At 73.2% G+C, this 15,804-nt stretch carries 8 protein-coding genes; 4 read left to right on the top strand and 4 right to left on the bottom strand.

From position 1 onward, the window contains the following. The first annotated feature begins 17 nt into the window (after window positions 1–17). Complete coding sequence (locus OP04_RS11230; protein WP_033339530.1) at window positions 18–1,445, top strand: UDP-glucose dehydrogenase family protein; 1,428 nt, start codon at window positions 18–20, stop codon at window positions 1,443–1,445. Between the two features lie 153 nt (window positions 1,446–1,598). Further along, entirely contained in the window at window positions 1,599–6,494 is a 4,896-nt protein-coding gene (locus OP04_RS11225) for an SCO7613 C-terminal domain-containing membrane protein (protein ID WP_033339529.1), read from the top strand. 387 nt (window positions 6,495–6,881) lie between these two features. Here the strand turns inward: OP04_RS11225 and purE are convergent, their stop codons facing one another. From purE to OP04_RS11210, 3 genes are read right to left on the bottom strand one after another with little or no spacing between them, the layout of a single operon-like run. Continuing rightward, window positions 6,882–7,349 (bottom strand): 5-(carboxyamino)imidazole ribonucleotide mutase, encoded by a 468-nt coding sequence (purE, locus tag OP04_RS11220; RefSeq protein ID WP_051797764.1) that lies wholly within the window; start codon window positions 7,347–7,349, stop codon window positions 6,882–6,884. Window positions 7,350–7,369: 20 nt separating this feature from the next. Further along, window positions 7,370–8,518, bottom strand: a complete 1,149-nt coding sequence (locus OP04_RS11215) for a 5-(carboxyamino)imidazole ribonucleotide synthase (RefSeq protein ID WP_033339527.1) — start codon at window positions 8,516–8,518, stop codon at window positions 7,370–7,372. 8 nt (window positions 8,519–8,526) lie between these two features. Next, window positions 8,527–10,509 carry a thioredoxin domain-containing protein gene (locus OP04_RS11210; RefSeq protein WP_033339526.1) on the bottom strand — a complete coding sequence of 661 codons (1,983 nt, stop codon included), beginning with the start codon at window positions 10,507–10,509 and terminating at the stop codon, window positions 8,527–8,529. Between the two features lie 125 nt (window positions 10,510–10,634). Here OP04_RS11210 and OP04_RS11205 point away from each other — a divergent pair, with 125 nt between their 5' ends. Further along, on the top strand, window positions 10,635–11,855 hold the full coding sequence (locus tag OP04_RS11205) for a sensor domain-containing phosphodiesterase (protein WP_033339525.1): 1,221 nt from the start codon (window positions 10,635–10,637) through the stop codon (window positions 11,853–11,855). Window positions 11,856–11,864: 9 nt separating this feature from the next. After that, complete coding sequence (locus tag OP04_RS11200; protein WP_063746584.1) at window positions 11,865–12,188, top strand: DMT family transporter; 324 nt, start codon at window positions 11,865–11,867, stop codon at window positions 12,186–12,188. 966 nt (window positions 12,189–13,154) lie between these two features. Here OP04_RS11200 and OP04_RS11195 read toward each other — a convergent pair. Then, window positions 13,155–15,698 (bottom strand): putative bifunctional diguanylate cyclase/phosphodiesterase, encoded by a 2,544-nt coding sequence (locus OP04_RS11195; RefSeq protein ID WP_033339524.1) that lies wholly within the window; start codon window positions 15,696–15,698, stop codon window positions 13,155–13,157. Between the last annotated feature and the right edge of the window lie 106 nt (window positions 15,699–15,804).

Genomic DNA, 15,804 nt, shown 5'->3' with positions numbered 1-15,804 from the left:
GTGAGCGGAGAAAAGGCGTGACGATCCCCTACCCCACCAGCCAGTCCGTGCAAGCGATCGCCCCGGTGACCCCGCCGTCCGGCGCTCCGCGACCGAGGTTGACCTTCCTCGGCACTGGCTACCTCGGGGCCACCTACGCGATCTGTTTCGCGGAGCTGGGTTACGAGGTGGTGGGTTTCGATGTGGACGAGGCCAAGATCGCCAAGCTGTCCGCCGGCTCGGTGCCCTTCCACGAGCCCGGACTGGACGAGCTGCTGCGTCGTAACCTCGCCTCCGGCCGGCTGCGGTTCACCACCGACTACGCCGAGACCGCCGAGCACGGCGACGTGCACTTCATCTGCGTGGGCACGCCACAGCGCGCCGACGGGATGGGCGCGGACCTCTCCTACGTCGAGGCGGCCGTGAGCGGCCTCGCCCAGCACGTGACCCGCAAGGCGCTGATCGTCGGCAAGTCCACCGTCCCGGTGGGCACCGCCGAGTGGATCGAGCAGCTGGTCGGCAAGCACGCCGAGCCCGACCTGGGCATCGAGGTCGCCTGGAGCCCCGAGTTCCTCCAGGAGGGCTTCGCGGTCGAGGACGTGCTCCGTCCGAACCGCATCGTGGTCGGCGTCAAGTCCGACTGGGCGAACAGCATGCTCTTCGCCGCGCACAAGGGCGTCTTCGACCTGGCCGCCACGGAGGACCGCGAGGTCCCGATGGTCGTCACCGACTTCGCCACCGCGGAGCTGGTCAAGGTCGCGGCGAACGCGTTCCTGGCCACCAAGATCTCCTTCATCAACGCGATGGCCGAGGTCTGCGAGGTCGCCGGCGGCGACGTCACCCAGCTGGCCAAGGCGATCGGGTACGACCCGCGCATCGGCAACCGCTTCCTCCAGGCCGGCGTCGGCTTCGGCGGCGGCTGCCTGCCGAAGGACATCCGCGCGTTCCAGGCCCGCGCGCAGGAGCTGGGCGCCGGTGAGGCGCTGCGCTTCCTGCACGAGGTCGATCTGATCAACCTGCGCCGCCGCACCAAGGTGCTGCAGGTCGCGGCCGAGCTGCTGGACCGCCGCTTCGGCCCGGCCGGCCCGGACCTGTCCGGCACCAAGATCGCGGTGCTCGGCGCCACCTTCAAGCCGAACTCCGACGACGTGCGCGACGCCCCCGCGCTCGCGGTCGCGGCGCTGCTGCGCAAGGCCGGCGCGGACGTGCACACGTACGACCCTCAGGGCAACGAGAACGCCGCCCGCGCGCTGCCCACGGTCACGTACGAGGACAGCATGAAGGCCGCGGTGCAGGACGCCGACCTGGTCTGCGTGCTGACCGAGTGGGCCGAGTTCCGCAACGCCGACCCGACCGCGCTCGGCGAGATCGCCAAGGGCAAGAAGGTCATCGACGGCCGGAACTGCCTGGACAGCACGCTGTGGACCAACGCCGGCTGGGAGTACCGGGGCATGGGACGCGGCTGACACGCACCACGCACACGGCCGGGATCCCACGGGGTCCCGGCCGTTTCCGTGACCGCTTGTGTGGAAATTGATCGCCAGGGCTACCCAACCGGCGCTCCGTTTCGGCATGCTTCCTATGAGGGCGATCGCGGAAGTGAACGTGGAGGGTGACGCATGGCAACCTATCCCTGCGCTTCCTGCGGCCGGATGATCAATCCGGCCGTCCGTTGTCCCTACTGCGGCACGGTCAACACGTTCCAGGACGAGATCTCCCGGATAGACGCGGCCATGGCCGAGCTCAAGCAGCGGGACATGCAGCTCGCCAAGGAGCGCGCCCAGCTCGCGGCCGACCTCAACACCGCCATGTTCCAGCGCGACACGCTCCGCGCCGCCAACACCGTCCGGGCGAAGGCGCAGGAGAAGGCGCGCACCCAGACCCGTCGCACCCGCCGCCGCACGGTCCGGCCCGCCGCGTCCCCGCGTCCCGCCGAGGCCGGCGCCACCACGGTGATCATGGATTCGCCGCCGCCACCGCCACCCCCGCCGCCGCGCGGCCGCCCGAGGTTCGCGCCGCTGGACGACGAGCCGCAGGCGGAGCACGCCGAGACCTCGTCGCGCTCCGTGCAGAACCTCATTCTCGGCCTGGCCTGGCTCGTGCTCGGCACCGCCGCGGTCGTGTTCGCCGCGGTCGCGATCGGCAACGTCGACTCCGTCGCCCGCGTCGGCGTCCTGCTGGTCGCGGCCGTCGCCGCGCTCGCGCTCGCGCCCGTGGTGGAGCGTCGCGGCCTCAGCTCCACCGCGGAGACGATCTCCGCGATCGGCATCGTGCTGGTGCCCCTGGGTGGCTACGCGATCCACGAGGTCTACAGCACCGCGCCCGACCAGATCTTCCTCGGCATGACGTTCGCGGTCACCGCCGGCGTCGCCGCGGCCTATGCCGGCGTCACGTCGCTGGCCACGCCGCGCTACGCGATGGTGCTGGCGCTGCAGCCCGTGCTGCCGCTGCTGCTGAGCCAGGCCGCCGGCAACAGCGCCACCGCCTGGGCGCTGGTCCTGACGCTGGTCGCGGTGCTGGACCTGGCGCTCACCCGGGTGCTGCTGCGCTTCGGCACGCTCGCGCCGTCCTGGCCGCGCGGCAGCACCGTCACCGTGCCCTCGCAGCGGCGGCAGCGCCCCGAGGGCGACGACGAGGAGCCGGATGCGGTGCTCAACGTCGCCGCCGAGCGCCGCCCGCCGTCCGGCCGCTACCTGACGGAGCTCATCTGGGCGCTGTTCGGCGTGGCGGTCGGGACCGCGCTGTTCTTCGCCACGATCGCGGTCCTGCGGGCCGGCACGCCCTCCGCGGCGTACCGGTCGGCGCTGGTCCTGCTGCTCGCGGCCGGGGCCGGTCTGGCCGGTGCCACGCTGCTGCGCCGCCCCGGCCTGCGCGACCTCGCGGCCGGCGGCATGACGCTCGCGGTGATCGGCGCGATCGCGCGGATCGCGTCCGTCGCCGTGCCCGGCCGCGCGCTCGTCACCATCGCCGCCGCGGTCGCGCTGACCGGCGTCGGCATCCGGCTGCTCCCGGAGCGCGTCCGGCGCGGCCCGCAGCTGGCGTCCGCCGTGGCGCTGACCGTGCTGACGCTGGTCATCGCGTTCCAGGCGATTCCGGCCGCGCTCGCGCCGGTCCGCGCCGCGCTCCCGCCCTGGGCCACGGATATGGCCACGCACGCGGCCCGGATGGCGGAGATGGCCGGCTACCCGGGCTGGCAGCTCGCGCTGAGCGCGCTGCTGGTCACGATCGCGGCCGCGCTGGCACTGCCCGCCGAGGTGCGATACGAGAGCGCGGTCGCCGGCCTCGCCGTCACCGCGCTGACCGTGCCCGCGTCGCTCGGCCTGCTCTGGTCGGAGGCGCCCTGGCCGCTGGTGGTCGGCGCGATCGGCATCGGCCTGGCCGGGCTCGCGGCCCGCACCCGCAACGCGGCCTACGCGCACGTCATCGCGGCCGCCGTGGTCGGCCTGGCCGGCGCGGGCGCGGCCGTGTCCCGCCCCTGGCTGACCGCGGCCGTGCTCACCGCGCTGGCCGGCGCGGCCGTCATGATCGCGGTCGGCTCACAGCTGATCCCGCGCGAGCGGCTGTTCGCCTGGGTGATCGGCGACTGGGCCAAGGGCGGCGCCGCGTTCGCGTTCCCCGGCGCGGTCGCGGCCGCGGTCGCGGCCATCTCCACCCCCGGCGACCAGGGCGCCACGCTGCCGATCCTGGCCGCCGCGTTCCTGGCCGTCTCGATCACGCTCGGCTACGCCGCGATCAACCAGGTCGCGCACCGCGCGGTCAGCCTGCCGGTCACGGTCGGCGCCGGGCTGGGCGCGCTCGCCGTGACCGCCGCGTCGTTCGGCGCGGACCGGGCCTCCGCCGCGGACGCGCTGGTCGGCGCGTTGCTGCTGGTCGCGGCCGTGCTGCTGTTCCTGACCCCGTCGATCGACAAGGGCCGCCGGTCGGACATGGTGCTCGACGGCGCCGACGTGGCCGCGGCCGCGGCCACGGTCGCGGTCATCGGCGCGCTCGCCCGGGTCGGCGCGATCGTCTTCCCGCACTCGCAGCTCGGCGTCGCCGCGCTGATGGTGCTGCTGGTCGCGGCCGGTGCGTGGCTGCTGCCGGCCGACTGGCGGCGCGGCCCGACCGCCGGCGTCGCGGTCGCCGGCGCGGTCGTCGCCGCGATCGCCGGATACCTCGCGATCGGCGGTGGCCTGCGCGCGCTGGCCACCTCCGGCTCCCTCTGGGACGCTGATCTCCAGTCCTGGACCACGTCGCCGGCCACCGGTGGCGCCGAGGTGCCGATCGCGCTGCTCATGCTGGCCGCCGCGGCCGCGCTCGCGCTGAACCGGCCGCTCGCCTACAACGCGGCCGCGGCCTGCATCGCGCTGGCCACGGTCTCCGCGCCGGCCGCGCTCGGCTGGCCCTGGTGGTCCCCGATCGTGGTCGGCGGCCTGGTCGCGGCGATCTGCAGCGTCCTGTCCGTGATGACCTCGATCCCGTCTGCCGGTTATGCGCGGTTCGCCGCCGCGATCGCGGTCTCGCTGCACGCCGCGGCCGCCAGCCTGGTGCGCCCGTGGACCACCGCGGCCGCGCTCGCCATGATCGCCGCCATCGGCGTGCTGGTCGCCGCGCTCGCCGGCGACCAGGGGCCGATCGCGCGGCGGGTGCGGGCCGCCCGTGCCACCCGCGGCGATCTGGAGGCCGGCGCCATCGAGCTGCCGCGCCACCTCTCCGTGATCGGCGGGTCCGGGGCCGGCGCCGCACTGCTGGCTCTGCCCGGTGTGTTCGCCGGCGTGGCCGCGCACCTCGGCCGCGGCGTCGACGTGGTGCTGCTCTCCGCGCTGGCCGGGTCCGCGCTCGGGCTGGCCGTGCTGGCCGTGGTCGGGCGCAACATCCCGCAGTACCTGTCGTACACCACGATCGGCGTCACCGGCGGCGCCACCATCACGGCGCTGGCCTCGCTGCCGACCGAGCACCCGGCGGCGCTCTACGCCGCCGCGGCCGCGCTGCTGGGCGTGCTGGCCGAGCTGCTGCGCGGCAGCACCAACCCGCCCGCCCGCGTGATCTCCTCCACGCAGACCTGGTCGCCGACCGCGAACGGGCGCTTCCAGGACTTCTTCACCCGCGCCGTGACCGTGAGCCGGCGGTGGACGGTCAGCCCGGCGATGGGCGCGCTCTACGCGGGCGCGATCCCGGCGATCATCGCGGTCGTGCTGATCCTGCCGTACCTGGTGGCCGCGCTCGTCACGCCGTACCAGCAGCTGCAGTTGATCTGGGGCGGACCGGTCTCGGCGCTGCTCGACCCGTTGCCGGACCGGCCGCTGGACGGCACCAGCGTGCTGGCCGCGCTGCTGCTCACCGGCGTCGCCACACTGGCCGCGCTCGGCTTCAGCGGCGACCGGCCGCTGCTCTCCGTGCCCGTGATCCTGCCCGGCCTCGCGGTCACCATCCTGATCATGCCGGTCGCGCTCGACTACAACTGGCCGTCGTCGACGCTGGCCGCGCTGACCGTCTTCACCATCTCCATGCTCGGCCTGGCACTCACGCCCACGCTCCACACAGCCGCCGCACGACCGCTGCGCGCGTCCCGCACCCTGGTGTTCGTGATCGGACTGATGGCCGGCGGCGCCGGGCTCACCGGCGCGCTCGCCACCCGCCCGCTCACGCTGTTCACGCTCGCGGCCGCGGTCGGCGTCGGCATGGTCGCCGCGCTCGCCGGGCGCGTCGAGATCGCCCGCATCCTCGGCTGGCTGTTCGCCGCGATCATGGCGCAGCTGTTCGTGGTGACGCTGCTGCTCACGGCCGGGCGGGACCGCTACTGGGCCGCGTTCGCCGTGCTGGCCGTCGGCGCCGCGCTGCTGATCGCCAGCTCGATGCTGCCGCGCCTGCGGGACCCCCGCACGGTCCGCGAGGCCTACGCGGTCGAGTGGGCCGGCTATGCGGCCGCGCTGCTGGCGCTGGCGCTCGCGTTCGACTCCGCCCGGCACATCGCCGCGCTGCTGGCCGCGTGGGGTGCCGTGCTCGGCCTCGCGTCCAGCCGCCCCGGCCGCCCCGAGTCGGAGCGGCGCATGCTGTTCTGGATCTCGGTCGGCCTGGAGGTCGTCGCGTGGCTGGTGCTCATGCTGGTCGCCGACGTCGCGCTCCCGGAGGCGTACACGCTGCCGTTCGCCGCGCTCGCACTGCTCATCGGCTGGCTCGAGTCGCGCCACCGCGAGGAGCTGAGCAGCTGGTACGCCTACGGTCCCGCGCTGATCGCCGCGTTCCTGCCCACGATGGTCCTGGTCATCTCGCGCGAGACCACCGGGATACGGCAGATCGCGTTGCTGCTCGGCGCGCTGGTCTGCCTGATCATCGGCTCCCGCTGGCAGCAGCAGGCACCGCTGGTGATCGGCGCGGTCGTGACCACGATCGCCACGCTCCACTTCGTCATCACCATGGTCAGCGCCTGGTGGGTGCTGCTCCCGGTCGGCGGCGTCCTGCTCCTCCTCGGCGCGAACAACGAGAACCGGCGGCGCGCGCTCGCCCTCCGCAGCGACTTCTACCGCATGCGGTAGAAGGGCACAGAACAGCCGCTTACGCGGAAGGGGCATATTTTCCCGCTTCCAGCGTGGTTGCGGTCCGCATGCTCCCGCGGGCACCGGTCGTCGCCGGCGCTCCTCCCTGCGGGATCCGTGGGCGGTGACGCCCAGACCCAAACCCGCGGGGGTGCGCACACGGCTCAGCTCACACCGCGTCGCGGTCGGATCCGCGTGCCGCGTGGCACGACCCGCCGACCTGCCGACCTGCCGCAGCAGCCATAGCGGCCGATGCACGCACCAACGGCGCCCGAGCCGCGGCGTCCAGGGCGGACTGATCTCGGCCAAGACCGGGTAGGTCGGCGACGCAGGCCGCGACGTCAGACGCGGCAGAAGCGTGGCCCCGGGACGCGTAGACCGCGCGGCCTACAGCGAAGCGCGGAGCTTGGCGTCCTTCTCCTGGACCATGGCGGTCAGCGCCTCCTGGAACGCCACCACCGTGGCTTGCAGCGCCGCGTCCGACGCCGCCAGGATGCGCACGGCCAGCAGGCCCGCGTTGCGCGCGCCCGCGATCGACACCGTGGCGACCGGGATGCCGGCCGGCATCTGCACGATCGACATCAGCGAGTCCATGCCGTCCAGATACTTCAGCGGCACCGGCACGCCGATCACCGGCAACGGCGTCGCGGACGCGACCATGCCGGGCAGGTGCGCGGCGCCGCCCGCGCCCGCGATGATCACCTTTAGTCCGCGGCCGGCCGCGGAGGTGGCGTAGTCGAGCATGGCCTGCGGCGTGCGGTGCGCGGAGATCACCCGGACCTCGTGCGTGACGCCGAACTCGTCGAGCGCCTCGGCCGCCGCTTTCATGGTCGGCCAGTCCGAGTCCGAGCCCATGATCACACCAACGGAAACCGTCACCACTGTCCCTCTCGGAGCCACTTCGCGGCGCGGGCGGCCCGCGCCCGTACCGTCGTCATATCGGTGCCCAGCGCGGTCACGTGCCCGATCTTGCGGCCGGGACGGACCTGCTTGCCGTACAGGTGGACCTTGATGCCCGGGTCCTCCGCGAACAGGTGGTGGAGCCGCTCGTCCAGGCTCATCCCGCCGGGCTCGCCGCCGAGCAGGTTCGCCATCGCGACCGCGGGCGCGGCCAGCGCGGTCTCGCCGAGCGGATAGTCCAGCACCGCGCGCAGATGCTGCTCGAACTGCGACGTGCGCGCGCCCTCGATGGTCCAGTGCCCGGAGTTGTGCGGGCGCATGGCCAGCTCGTTGACGACCAGGCCGTCCTCGGTCTCGAACAGCTCGACCGCGAGCAGGCCGACCACGCCGAGCTGCTTGGCGACGCCGATCGCGAGCTCCTGCGCGGCGAGCGCGAGCTCCTCGGAGAGGTCCGGCGCCGGGGCCAGCACCTCCACGCAGATGCCGTCGCGCTGCACGGTCTCGACCACCGGGTACGCCCCGACCTGCCCGAACGGCGACCGCGCGACCAGCACTGCCAGCTCGCGGACCAGCGGCACCCGCTCTTCGACTATCAACGGCGTGCCGGTCGCGACCAGCGCGGCGGCCTCGTCGGCGTCGGAGAGCGGGAAGACGCCGCGGCCGTCGTACCCTCCGCGGGTCGCTTTGGCGATGACGGGCCAGCCGACCTCGTCGCCGAAGCTCACAAGATCATCAAGACCGGCCACGGTACGCCAGCGCGGCGCCGGAAAGCCCAGCTCCGTGAGCCGCGTCCGCATCAGCAGCTTGTCCTGCGCGAACTGCAGCGCCTCCGCACCGGGATGCACGGAGAATCCCTCCGCGGCCAGCGCCTGGATGTGCGCGGACGGCACGTGCTCGTGGTCGAACGTGACCACGTCGCACGACTTCGCGAACTCGCGCAACGCGTCCAGGTCGGTGTGCTCACCGATCTGGACGTCCGCGGCGACCAGCGCGGCGCCGTCGTCGGGGGACTGGGCCAGCACTCGCAGTGACTGACCGAGGGCGATCGCGGCCTGGTGGGTCATCCGGGCCAGCTGGCCTCCGCCCACCATGCCGACAACGGGCAGACCGGTTCGGGTATCCATCTCGCCGATCAGCGTAGCCTGGCCGCCAGCTCCTCCTCCGAGGTGACCGGGCGGTCGCAGACGAAGCCGCGACACACATAGACGGTCGGCTTTCCGTCGATCATCGGCCGGTCCGCAAGCAGCGGCACGCCCGGCCGGTCCGGCCGGCCCGCGACCACCACCGCGCCGGGCGGGGCGAGCCGGCGGGCGGCCGCGACCAGCGGATCCGTCTCCGGCGCCTCCGTGACCACCGCGATCTCGAACGGCCCGGAGACCAGCGCCTCCGCCGCGGCCAGCGCGTATCCGGTGAACCGCGGGTGCCGGTCCGCGATCGGCGCGATGGTCCGCAGCGCCGCCTCGGCCGCGTCCCGGTAGCTGTTCTCGCCGGTCAGCGCCGCGTAGGCGATCAACGCGGCCGCCATCGACGACAACCCGGACGGGGTGGCGTTGTCCGTCGGATCCGCCGGACGGGTGACCAGCTTCTCCGCGTCGTCCGCGGTGTCGAAGAACCCGCCGGCCCCGTTCCCGAAGCGGGCGAGCGCGGTGTCCAGCAGCGCGCCGGCCCGCTCCAGCCACACGCCGTCGCCGGTGAGCTGGTGCACCGCGCAGAACGCCTCGGCCACGCAGCCGTAGTCCTCCAGTACGCCGGCCGGGGACCCGGCCACGCCGTTGCGGGAGACGCGCCGCAGCCGCCCGTCCACCAGGTGCAGCGACGCGAGCAGCTCGGCCGTGCGCACGGCCAGGTCCCGGTGCGCGCCGAACACGCTCGCGTACTGCGCGAGCGCGGTCACCGCCATCCCGTTCCACGCGGCCACGACCTTGTCGTCCCGCTCCGGCTGCGGGCGCGCGGACCTGGCCGTGAGCAGCCGCGCCCGCACGTCCCGCCAGCGCGCGACGATCGCCGGATCCGCGTCGTCGACGTCCCGCGCCAGGCGCAGCACGCTGGTGCCGTGCTCAAAGTTGCCGCCGGAGGTCACGCCGAAGAGATCGGCGGCCCAGGTGCCGTCGTCGTCGCCGAGCGTCTCGCGCAGCTGGTCCGGCGTCCAGGCGTAGGTCAGCCCCTCCACGCCGTCCGTGTCCGCGTCCAGCGCGGACGAGAAACCGCCCTGGCCGGTCGCCAGGTAGTCCGCCAGGAACGTGACGGTCTCGTCCGCCACGCGCCGGGCCAGCGGGTCGCCGGTCAGCCGGGCCAGCTCCGCATACACCCGGAGCAGCAGCGCGTTGTCGTACAGCATCTTCTCGAAGTGCGGCACGGTCCAGTGCTTGTCGACCGAGTAGCGCGAGAAGCCGCCCGCGAGCTGGTCGTAGATCCCGCCGCGGGCCATCGACTCCGTCGTGTGCCGGACGATCTCCAGCGTCCGCGCGTCCCCGGTCCGCTGCCAGTGCCGCAGCAGAAACAGCAGGTTCAGGTGCGGCGGGAACTTCGGCGCGCCACCGAAGCCGCCGTGCGTCTCGTCGTGCTCCGTGGCCAGCCGGGCCGCGGCCGCATCCAGCAGTTCCGCCGAGATCGGCGCGGTCGGCCCGCCGGCCGGCTGCGCGCCGCCGATGGCGGTGACCACGGCCGCGCCCTGCTTGATCACCTCGTCGCGCTGCTCCCGCCAGGCCTTGCTCACCGACTGCAGCAGCCCCGCGAACGTGGCCCGGGGATAGTAGGTGCCGCAGAAGAACGGATCACCCTCCGGCGTCGCGAACACGGTCATCGGCCAGCCGCCCTGCCCGCTCATCGCCTGCGTGGCCGTCATGTAGACCGCGTCCACGTCCGGCCGCTCCTCGCGGTCGACCTTGATCGCCACGAACCCGTCGTTGACCAGCTTCGCGACGTCCTCGTTCTCGAACGACTCGTGCGCCATCACGTGACACCAGTGACACGACGCGTACCCCACGGAGATCAGCACCGGCACCTCGCGCCGCCGCGCCTCCGCGAACGCCTCCTCGCTCCACGGCCACCAGTCGACCGGGTTGTCCTTGTGCTGCAGCAGGTAGGGGGAGGTGGCGTCCGCGAGCCGGTTCATACCCTCCACCCTTCCACACCCCCAGAGCCCCACCCTCAGACCCATCAGGGGGGTACGCCGTGTGAGCCGTTTCACCCGGCCACGGAACTCTCCGACCGGGCGGGCGGCTGCCGATAATGGGGGACATGCCGCTCCTCCCGCTGCTCGCGCCGCACGGCCAGCCGTCTCCGGCAGCCGTCACCGACGCGCTGCAGCAGGTACTGCAGGTCGTCCGCCGCCGTCTCGGCATGGAGGTCGCGTTCATCTCCGAGTTCGTCGGGGACCGGCGCGTCTTCCGCTGGGTCGACACGGACGAGCCGATCGCCGGGCTGAGCCCCGGCCTCGGCGACCCGCTGGAGGAGTCGTACTGCCAGCGGATCGTCGACGGCACGCTGGACGGAATCGTGCCGGACACCACCGAGAACCCGCTGACCCAGGCGCTGGACGTCACGCGCGCGCTGCGGATCGGCAACTACATCGGCACGCCGCTGCGGCTGAGCACCGGCGAGATCTACGGCACGCTGTGCTGCTTCTCCTCCACGCCGGACCGCACGCTCAACGTCCGTGACCTGGACTACCTCAACGACGTGGCGGAGATCGTCACGGTGACGCTGAGCGCCGCGGAGGCGAGCCGCCGCGAGCACGCCCGGATCCGGGACGGCCTGGCCGAGCTGGAGCGCGGCGGCGGCCCGGTCGTGGTGGTCCAGCCGATCGTGGACCTGACCAGCGGCAAGATCGCCGGCGCGGAGGCGCTGAGCCGCTTCCCGACCGGCTCGCCGCTGACCTGGTTCGAGGAGGCGGCGCGCGTCGGCGAGGGCATCGCGCTGGAACGGTCCGCGATCCGCAACGCGCTGGCCGCGAGCCGGTCCACGCCGGGCTTCATGTCGGTGAACCTCTCCCCCACCACGATCCTCGCGCCCGGCACGCTGGACCTGTTCGACGGCCTGCCGCTGGACCGGTTCGTGGTCGAGCTGACCGAGCAGGAGAAGCTCGACGACCTGACCGACGTGCGCGCCGCGCTGGCACCGTTGCGGGAGCGCGGCCTGCGGGTCGCGATCGACGACGTGGGCGCCGGGTACGCCGGCCTCAACCGCGTGGTGCAGCTGCGCCCCGACATCATCAAGCTGGACATCGGCCTGGTCCGCGGCATCGAGGGCGACGAGATCCGGCAGGCGCTGAGCCGGGCACTGATCTCGTTCGCCCAGGGCAGCGGCTCGACCGTGATCGCCGAGGGCGTGGAGAGCGCCGGTGAGCTGCGCATCCTCCGCGAACTGGGCGCGGATTACGGCCAGGGCTGGATCTTCTCCCGCCCGTGCCCGCCGGACCAGCTCAGCGACGGGGACGTCTTCGACCTCGACCGGCTGTAGTTTGCCGCCATGCTGCCCTACCTCCTGCTCGGCGTCGCGATCAGCGCCGAGATACTCGGCACCAGCCTGCTGAAGGCCACGGACGGGTTCACCCGGCCGTGGCCGACGCTGCTGGTCGCGACCTGCTACGTCGGCTCGTTCTGGGCGCTCTCGCGGACGGTCCAGTTCATTCCGGTGGGTGTCACGTACGCGATCTGGTCCGGCGTCGGCACCGCCGCCATCGCGGCGATCGGTGCGGTCTTCCTGGGCGAGCCGCTGAGCCTGATCAAGGTTGCCGGGCTCGGGCTGGTCATCGCGGGCGTGGTCACGCTGAACCTCAGTGGCGGGCATTGACGTTTCCGGGGCACGACAAGGGCGGCGAGGCTGGTGCCCCGCCGCCCGATATTCAGGGATGTGCGGCCCCGTTGATCGTTGTTACGACCACTCGCTGCCGTTGTGCTGGGACAGAACCTGACGCACCATGACGGCCCCTTCAATGCTCGAACGTTTGTTCTAGTCTACGGCTGCCGTACGACACTTTCCGGCGTCCGCTGCGGACGGACCGGCCCGATCCGGACGGTCGCGCGCACCGCCGGCAGATCGCCCCGATCACTTCAGATGGTGACTCATCGCGGCAAGCCACCCGAGACGCACGCGCGCCGCGAAAGGCCGGATAAATCCGGCTAACCTGCGACGTCTCTGCCTCAACTGTGCGGTAAGCAATCACCACGAGCAATGCATTTACCGCCCCGCCACGGGCAGCAAGCGCGACGCGGAGGGTCGGCACACATGCGATGCGAGCGAGCGGCACAGTCGGTGCGGAGCGAGTCGCACGCGCAGGACGGACGGCACGCACAGCGGCCCCGGACGGCGGCGCGCACGACGCAGAACGGGTGGCACGCGCAGCGCGGGCGGGGCGGCGCGCACGGCGCGGGACTGGCGTGAGCCACCGCGGGAATCGCGTGGTTTTCCGGGACCAGCGGCGGAACCGGCTCCGATCGGCGGATCGAAGCGGAGCGCCAGCGGAGTCTTCGGGCCGGCGGAGGTTTGCCCGCGGGAGCACACGGGCCGCACCACGCTGGAAGCGGGAATATCGCCTTAAATGTCTTTAAAGCAAGCGGCACCGCGCGCCTGAGATCCGGGCGCTGCACGCCCGAAATTTCGACATTTAGCGGGCCGAGGCGCGGACAGGACCACGGCGTCAAGGAACCGGACAGGCTCGGCGCCGCTGTCCGGGTGGCGCTGGGGAGCGTCGCCCGCAGCGCCGAGCGAGACCGCGGGGACGCCGGGAAACCTCGCCCGCAGCGCCGAGCAAGAACGCTAGGAGGCGTCGTCGGCCGCGCGGAGCGGGACCACGGTGGCGCGGGCGGCGGAGTCGCGGAGGGTACGCAGGAGCATGATGATTTTGTCGCGGCGGACCGGGCGGCAGAAGTGGTAGCCCTGGCCGGAGTCGCAGCCGAGGCTGACCAGGGCGGCCCGCTGGTCGGCCGTCTCCACGCCCTCGGCGACCACGCGCGCGTTGAGGCGCCGGCCGAGCTCGACCGTGGCGCGGATGACCGCGGTGGCGCGGGTGGAGTCGGCCATGTCGCGGACGAACGAGCGGTCGACCTTGAGCTCGTCGACCGGGATGCGCGTGATGAAGCTGAGCGACGAGAAGCCGGTGCCGAAGTCGTCCAGCGAGAGTTGGACGCCGAGGTCGTGCAGGCCGTCGATCACCTCGTCGACCACGTCGGTGCGGCTCATCGCCACGGTCTCGGTGATCTCCAGGACCAGCAGGTGCGCGGGCAGGTGGTGACGGCGCAGCAGCGCGCCGACCTCGCCGGGCAGGCGCGGGTCGAGCAGGTTGCGGGCGGACAGGTTCACCGAGATCGGCACGTCCAGGCCCTGCGCGCGCCACTCGCCCGCGGTGGACAGCGCCTGGTCCAGAACGTATCCGGTGAAGCGGGCCAGCAACTCGCTCTCCTCCACCGCGCGGACGAAGTCGACCGGCGTGAGCAGGCCGCGGCGCGGGTGCTCCCAGCGGATCAGCGCCTCCACGCCGGTCGGTGCGCCGGTGGCCAGGTCCACGGCCGGCTGCATGTCCAGCACGAGCTGGTCGTCGGTGGCGAGCGCGGTGCGCATCTCGGCCAGCAGCGACAGGTGGTCGACCGTGGTGGAGTCGGCGGCGCCGTCGTAGGCGGCGATGCGGGTGTTCGCGGCCTTCGCCCGGTACATGGCGTGCTCGGCCTGGCGGACGCGCTCGGCCATGTCCGCGGCCGCGGCCGGGCCGACCGCGACACCGACCGTGACCTCGACGGACATCGGCACGTCGCACACGTCGAGCGGCTCGGACAGGCGCTCCGCGATCAGCCGGGCGCGGCGCAGGATCGGCGGCTCGGCCGGGGCCGGCGGCGCGGCGCGCGGTGTCTCCGGCGCGACCGCGATCATCGGCCGGGGTGACGGCACGGGCCGGTGGGCGCGCGGCCCGTCCGGGGCGGTGAGCAGCAGCGCGAACTCGTCGCCGTCCAGCCGGGCCAGCAGTTCGCCGGGGCGGGCCAGCGTGAGCAGCCGTTCCGCCAGGCCGCGCAGCAGTGCGTCGCCGGCCGCGTGGCCCATCGCCTCGTTGACGCGCTTGAGCCGGTCCACATCGAACAGCAGCAGCGCGGCGGGTGCGTCCCGGTGCAGCTCGCCGAGCGCCTGGTCGCCCTCGGCCAGGAGCGCGACGCGGTTGGTCAGCTCGGTGAGCGGATCGTGGGCGGCCTGGTAGACCGCCTGTTCGGTGAGGTCGTGAACCTGGCCGCTGATCGCCGCGTTACCTAGGGCGAGGGCGAGTGCGTCACCGTACGCGGCGAGCACCGCCTCGTTCTGGAAGGACCCGGTGGACGCCGGGAAGTGCACGCGGATCTCGCCCAGGTTGCGCTCGGCGGCGACGAGCGCGCGAGCGAGCAGCACGCTGTCCTGATCGGAGGGCTCGGTGACCGAAGGAGCGGCGACCACCAGGCCGTTGCGGTCCGCCGTGTACCGGTTCGTGCCGCCGGGCGTGACCACGTCCACCTCGACCCGCTCCGCGCCGAAGAGGTCGAGCGCGCCCTCCGCCCCGGCGCTCGCCACGGATCGCTGGTCCGGCCCGTCGAGCGCGCCGGTCGCGGCGGCGAACGTGATCCAGGTGCGCTTGTTCTCCTCGTTGCGCAGCCGCTGGCCGTACGCGTGGTGGACGAACCAGAGCGTGGGCAGCAGGAAGAACAGCCAGCGCGGGTCCACCTCGATCACGGCGATGGAGGCGAGCCCGACCAGCACGTTTCCGGCGAAGAGCGGCAGTTTGACGCGCAGCGCGGGCCAGGTGAGCACCGCGACCGGCAGGTCGTGCCGCAGCGCGAGCGTGATCACGGCCAGGCCCACGGAGACCAGCAGATATGCCAGCGCGCACGCGGTGAGCCGCAGTGCCCCGTCGAAGGTCAGCGCGGTGCCCGGCGTGAGCCCGATCGCGGGTGCGAGCAGGGCGGCCGCGGTGGCGCCCGCGACCAGGGACGATCCGGCGTGGACGGCCTCCGCGGTCGCGCGGTGCACGCGGCCGGCGGAGAGCACGGTCCAGGCGAGTGCCGCACCGACGGCGGTGGCCGCGGGCAGCCATTGGACCGGCAGCAGGTGCAGGCCGACGATGAGCGCGGCCTCACCCCAGGTGACGCTGACCGAGCCGGTGGCGACCTGGACGCGGATCCGGGCGAGCTGTCCACAGGCGACGAGACCGGCCACGATCGACCAGCGCAGCCAGACGGGCAGTCCGTCGGCGGACAGGTCTCCGGCCGGGATCAGCAGGCCGAGGATCGCCGCCGCCAGCGCGACGGCGAGGACGGTGGCGTGCAGCGTGCGGACCGCGCGCGTCATCCCGGGCCGTCCGCCGGTGCACGACTCAGCACAGTGGAACGACCCGCGGTGATCTGACGGTCACTCGTTGTAGGCATTGGCGACCGCCCCCCTTTCCGCGCAGGGT

The organism is Catenuloplanes japonicus (genome assembly GCF_000717135.1).
GTDB classification, from domain to species: domain Bacteria; phylum Actinomycetota; class Actinomycetes; order Mycobacteriales; family Micromonosporaceae; genus Catenuloplanes; species Catenuloplanes japonicus.
Note: the sequence above shows the minus strand (reverse complement) of the source record. Positions and strands in the feature narration are given on the sequence as shown.

Excerpts from the sequence above, each read along its gene's own strand:
- OP04_RS11225 (WP_033339529.1), top strand. The coding sequence starts at position 1,599 with ATGGCAACCTATCCCTGCGCTTCCTGCGGCCGGATGATCAATCCGGCC.
- OP04_RS11195 (WP_033339524.1), bottom strand. The coding sequence starts at position 15,698 with ATGACGCGCGCGGTCCGCACGCTGCACGCCACCGTCCTCGCCGTCGCG.
- OP04_RS11210 (WP_033339526.1), bottom strand. The coding sequence starts at position 10,509 with ATGAACCGGCTCGCGGACGCCACCTCCCCCTACCTGCTGCAGCACAAG.
- OP04_RS11200 (WP_063746584.1), top strand. The coding sequence starts at position 11,865 with ATGCTGCCCTACCTCCTGCTCGGCGTCGCGATCAGCGCCGAGATACTC.
- purE (WP_051797764.1), bottom strand. The coding sequence starts at position 7,349 with ATGGGCTCGGACTCGGACTGGCCGACCATGAAAGCGGCGGCCGAGGCG.
- OP04_RS11215 (WP_033339527.1), bottom strand. The coding sequence starts at position 8,518 with ATGGATACCCGAACCGGTCTGCCCGTTGTCGGCATGGTGGGCGGAGGC.
- OP04_RS11205 (WP_033339525.1), top strand. The coding sequence starts at position 10,635 with ATGCCGCTCCTCCCGCTGCTCGCGCCGCACGGCCAGCCGTCTCCGGCA.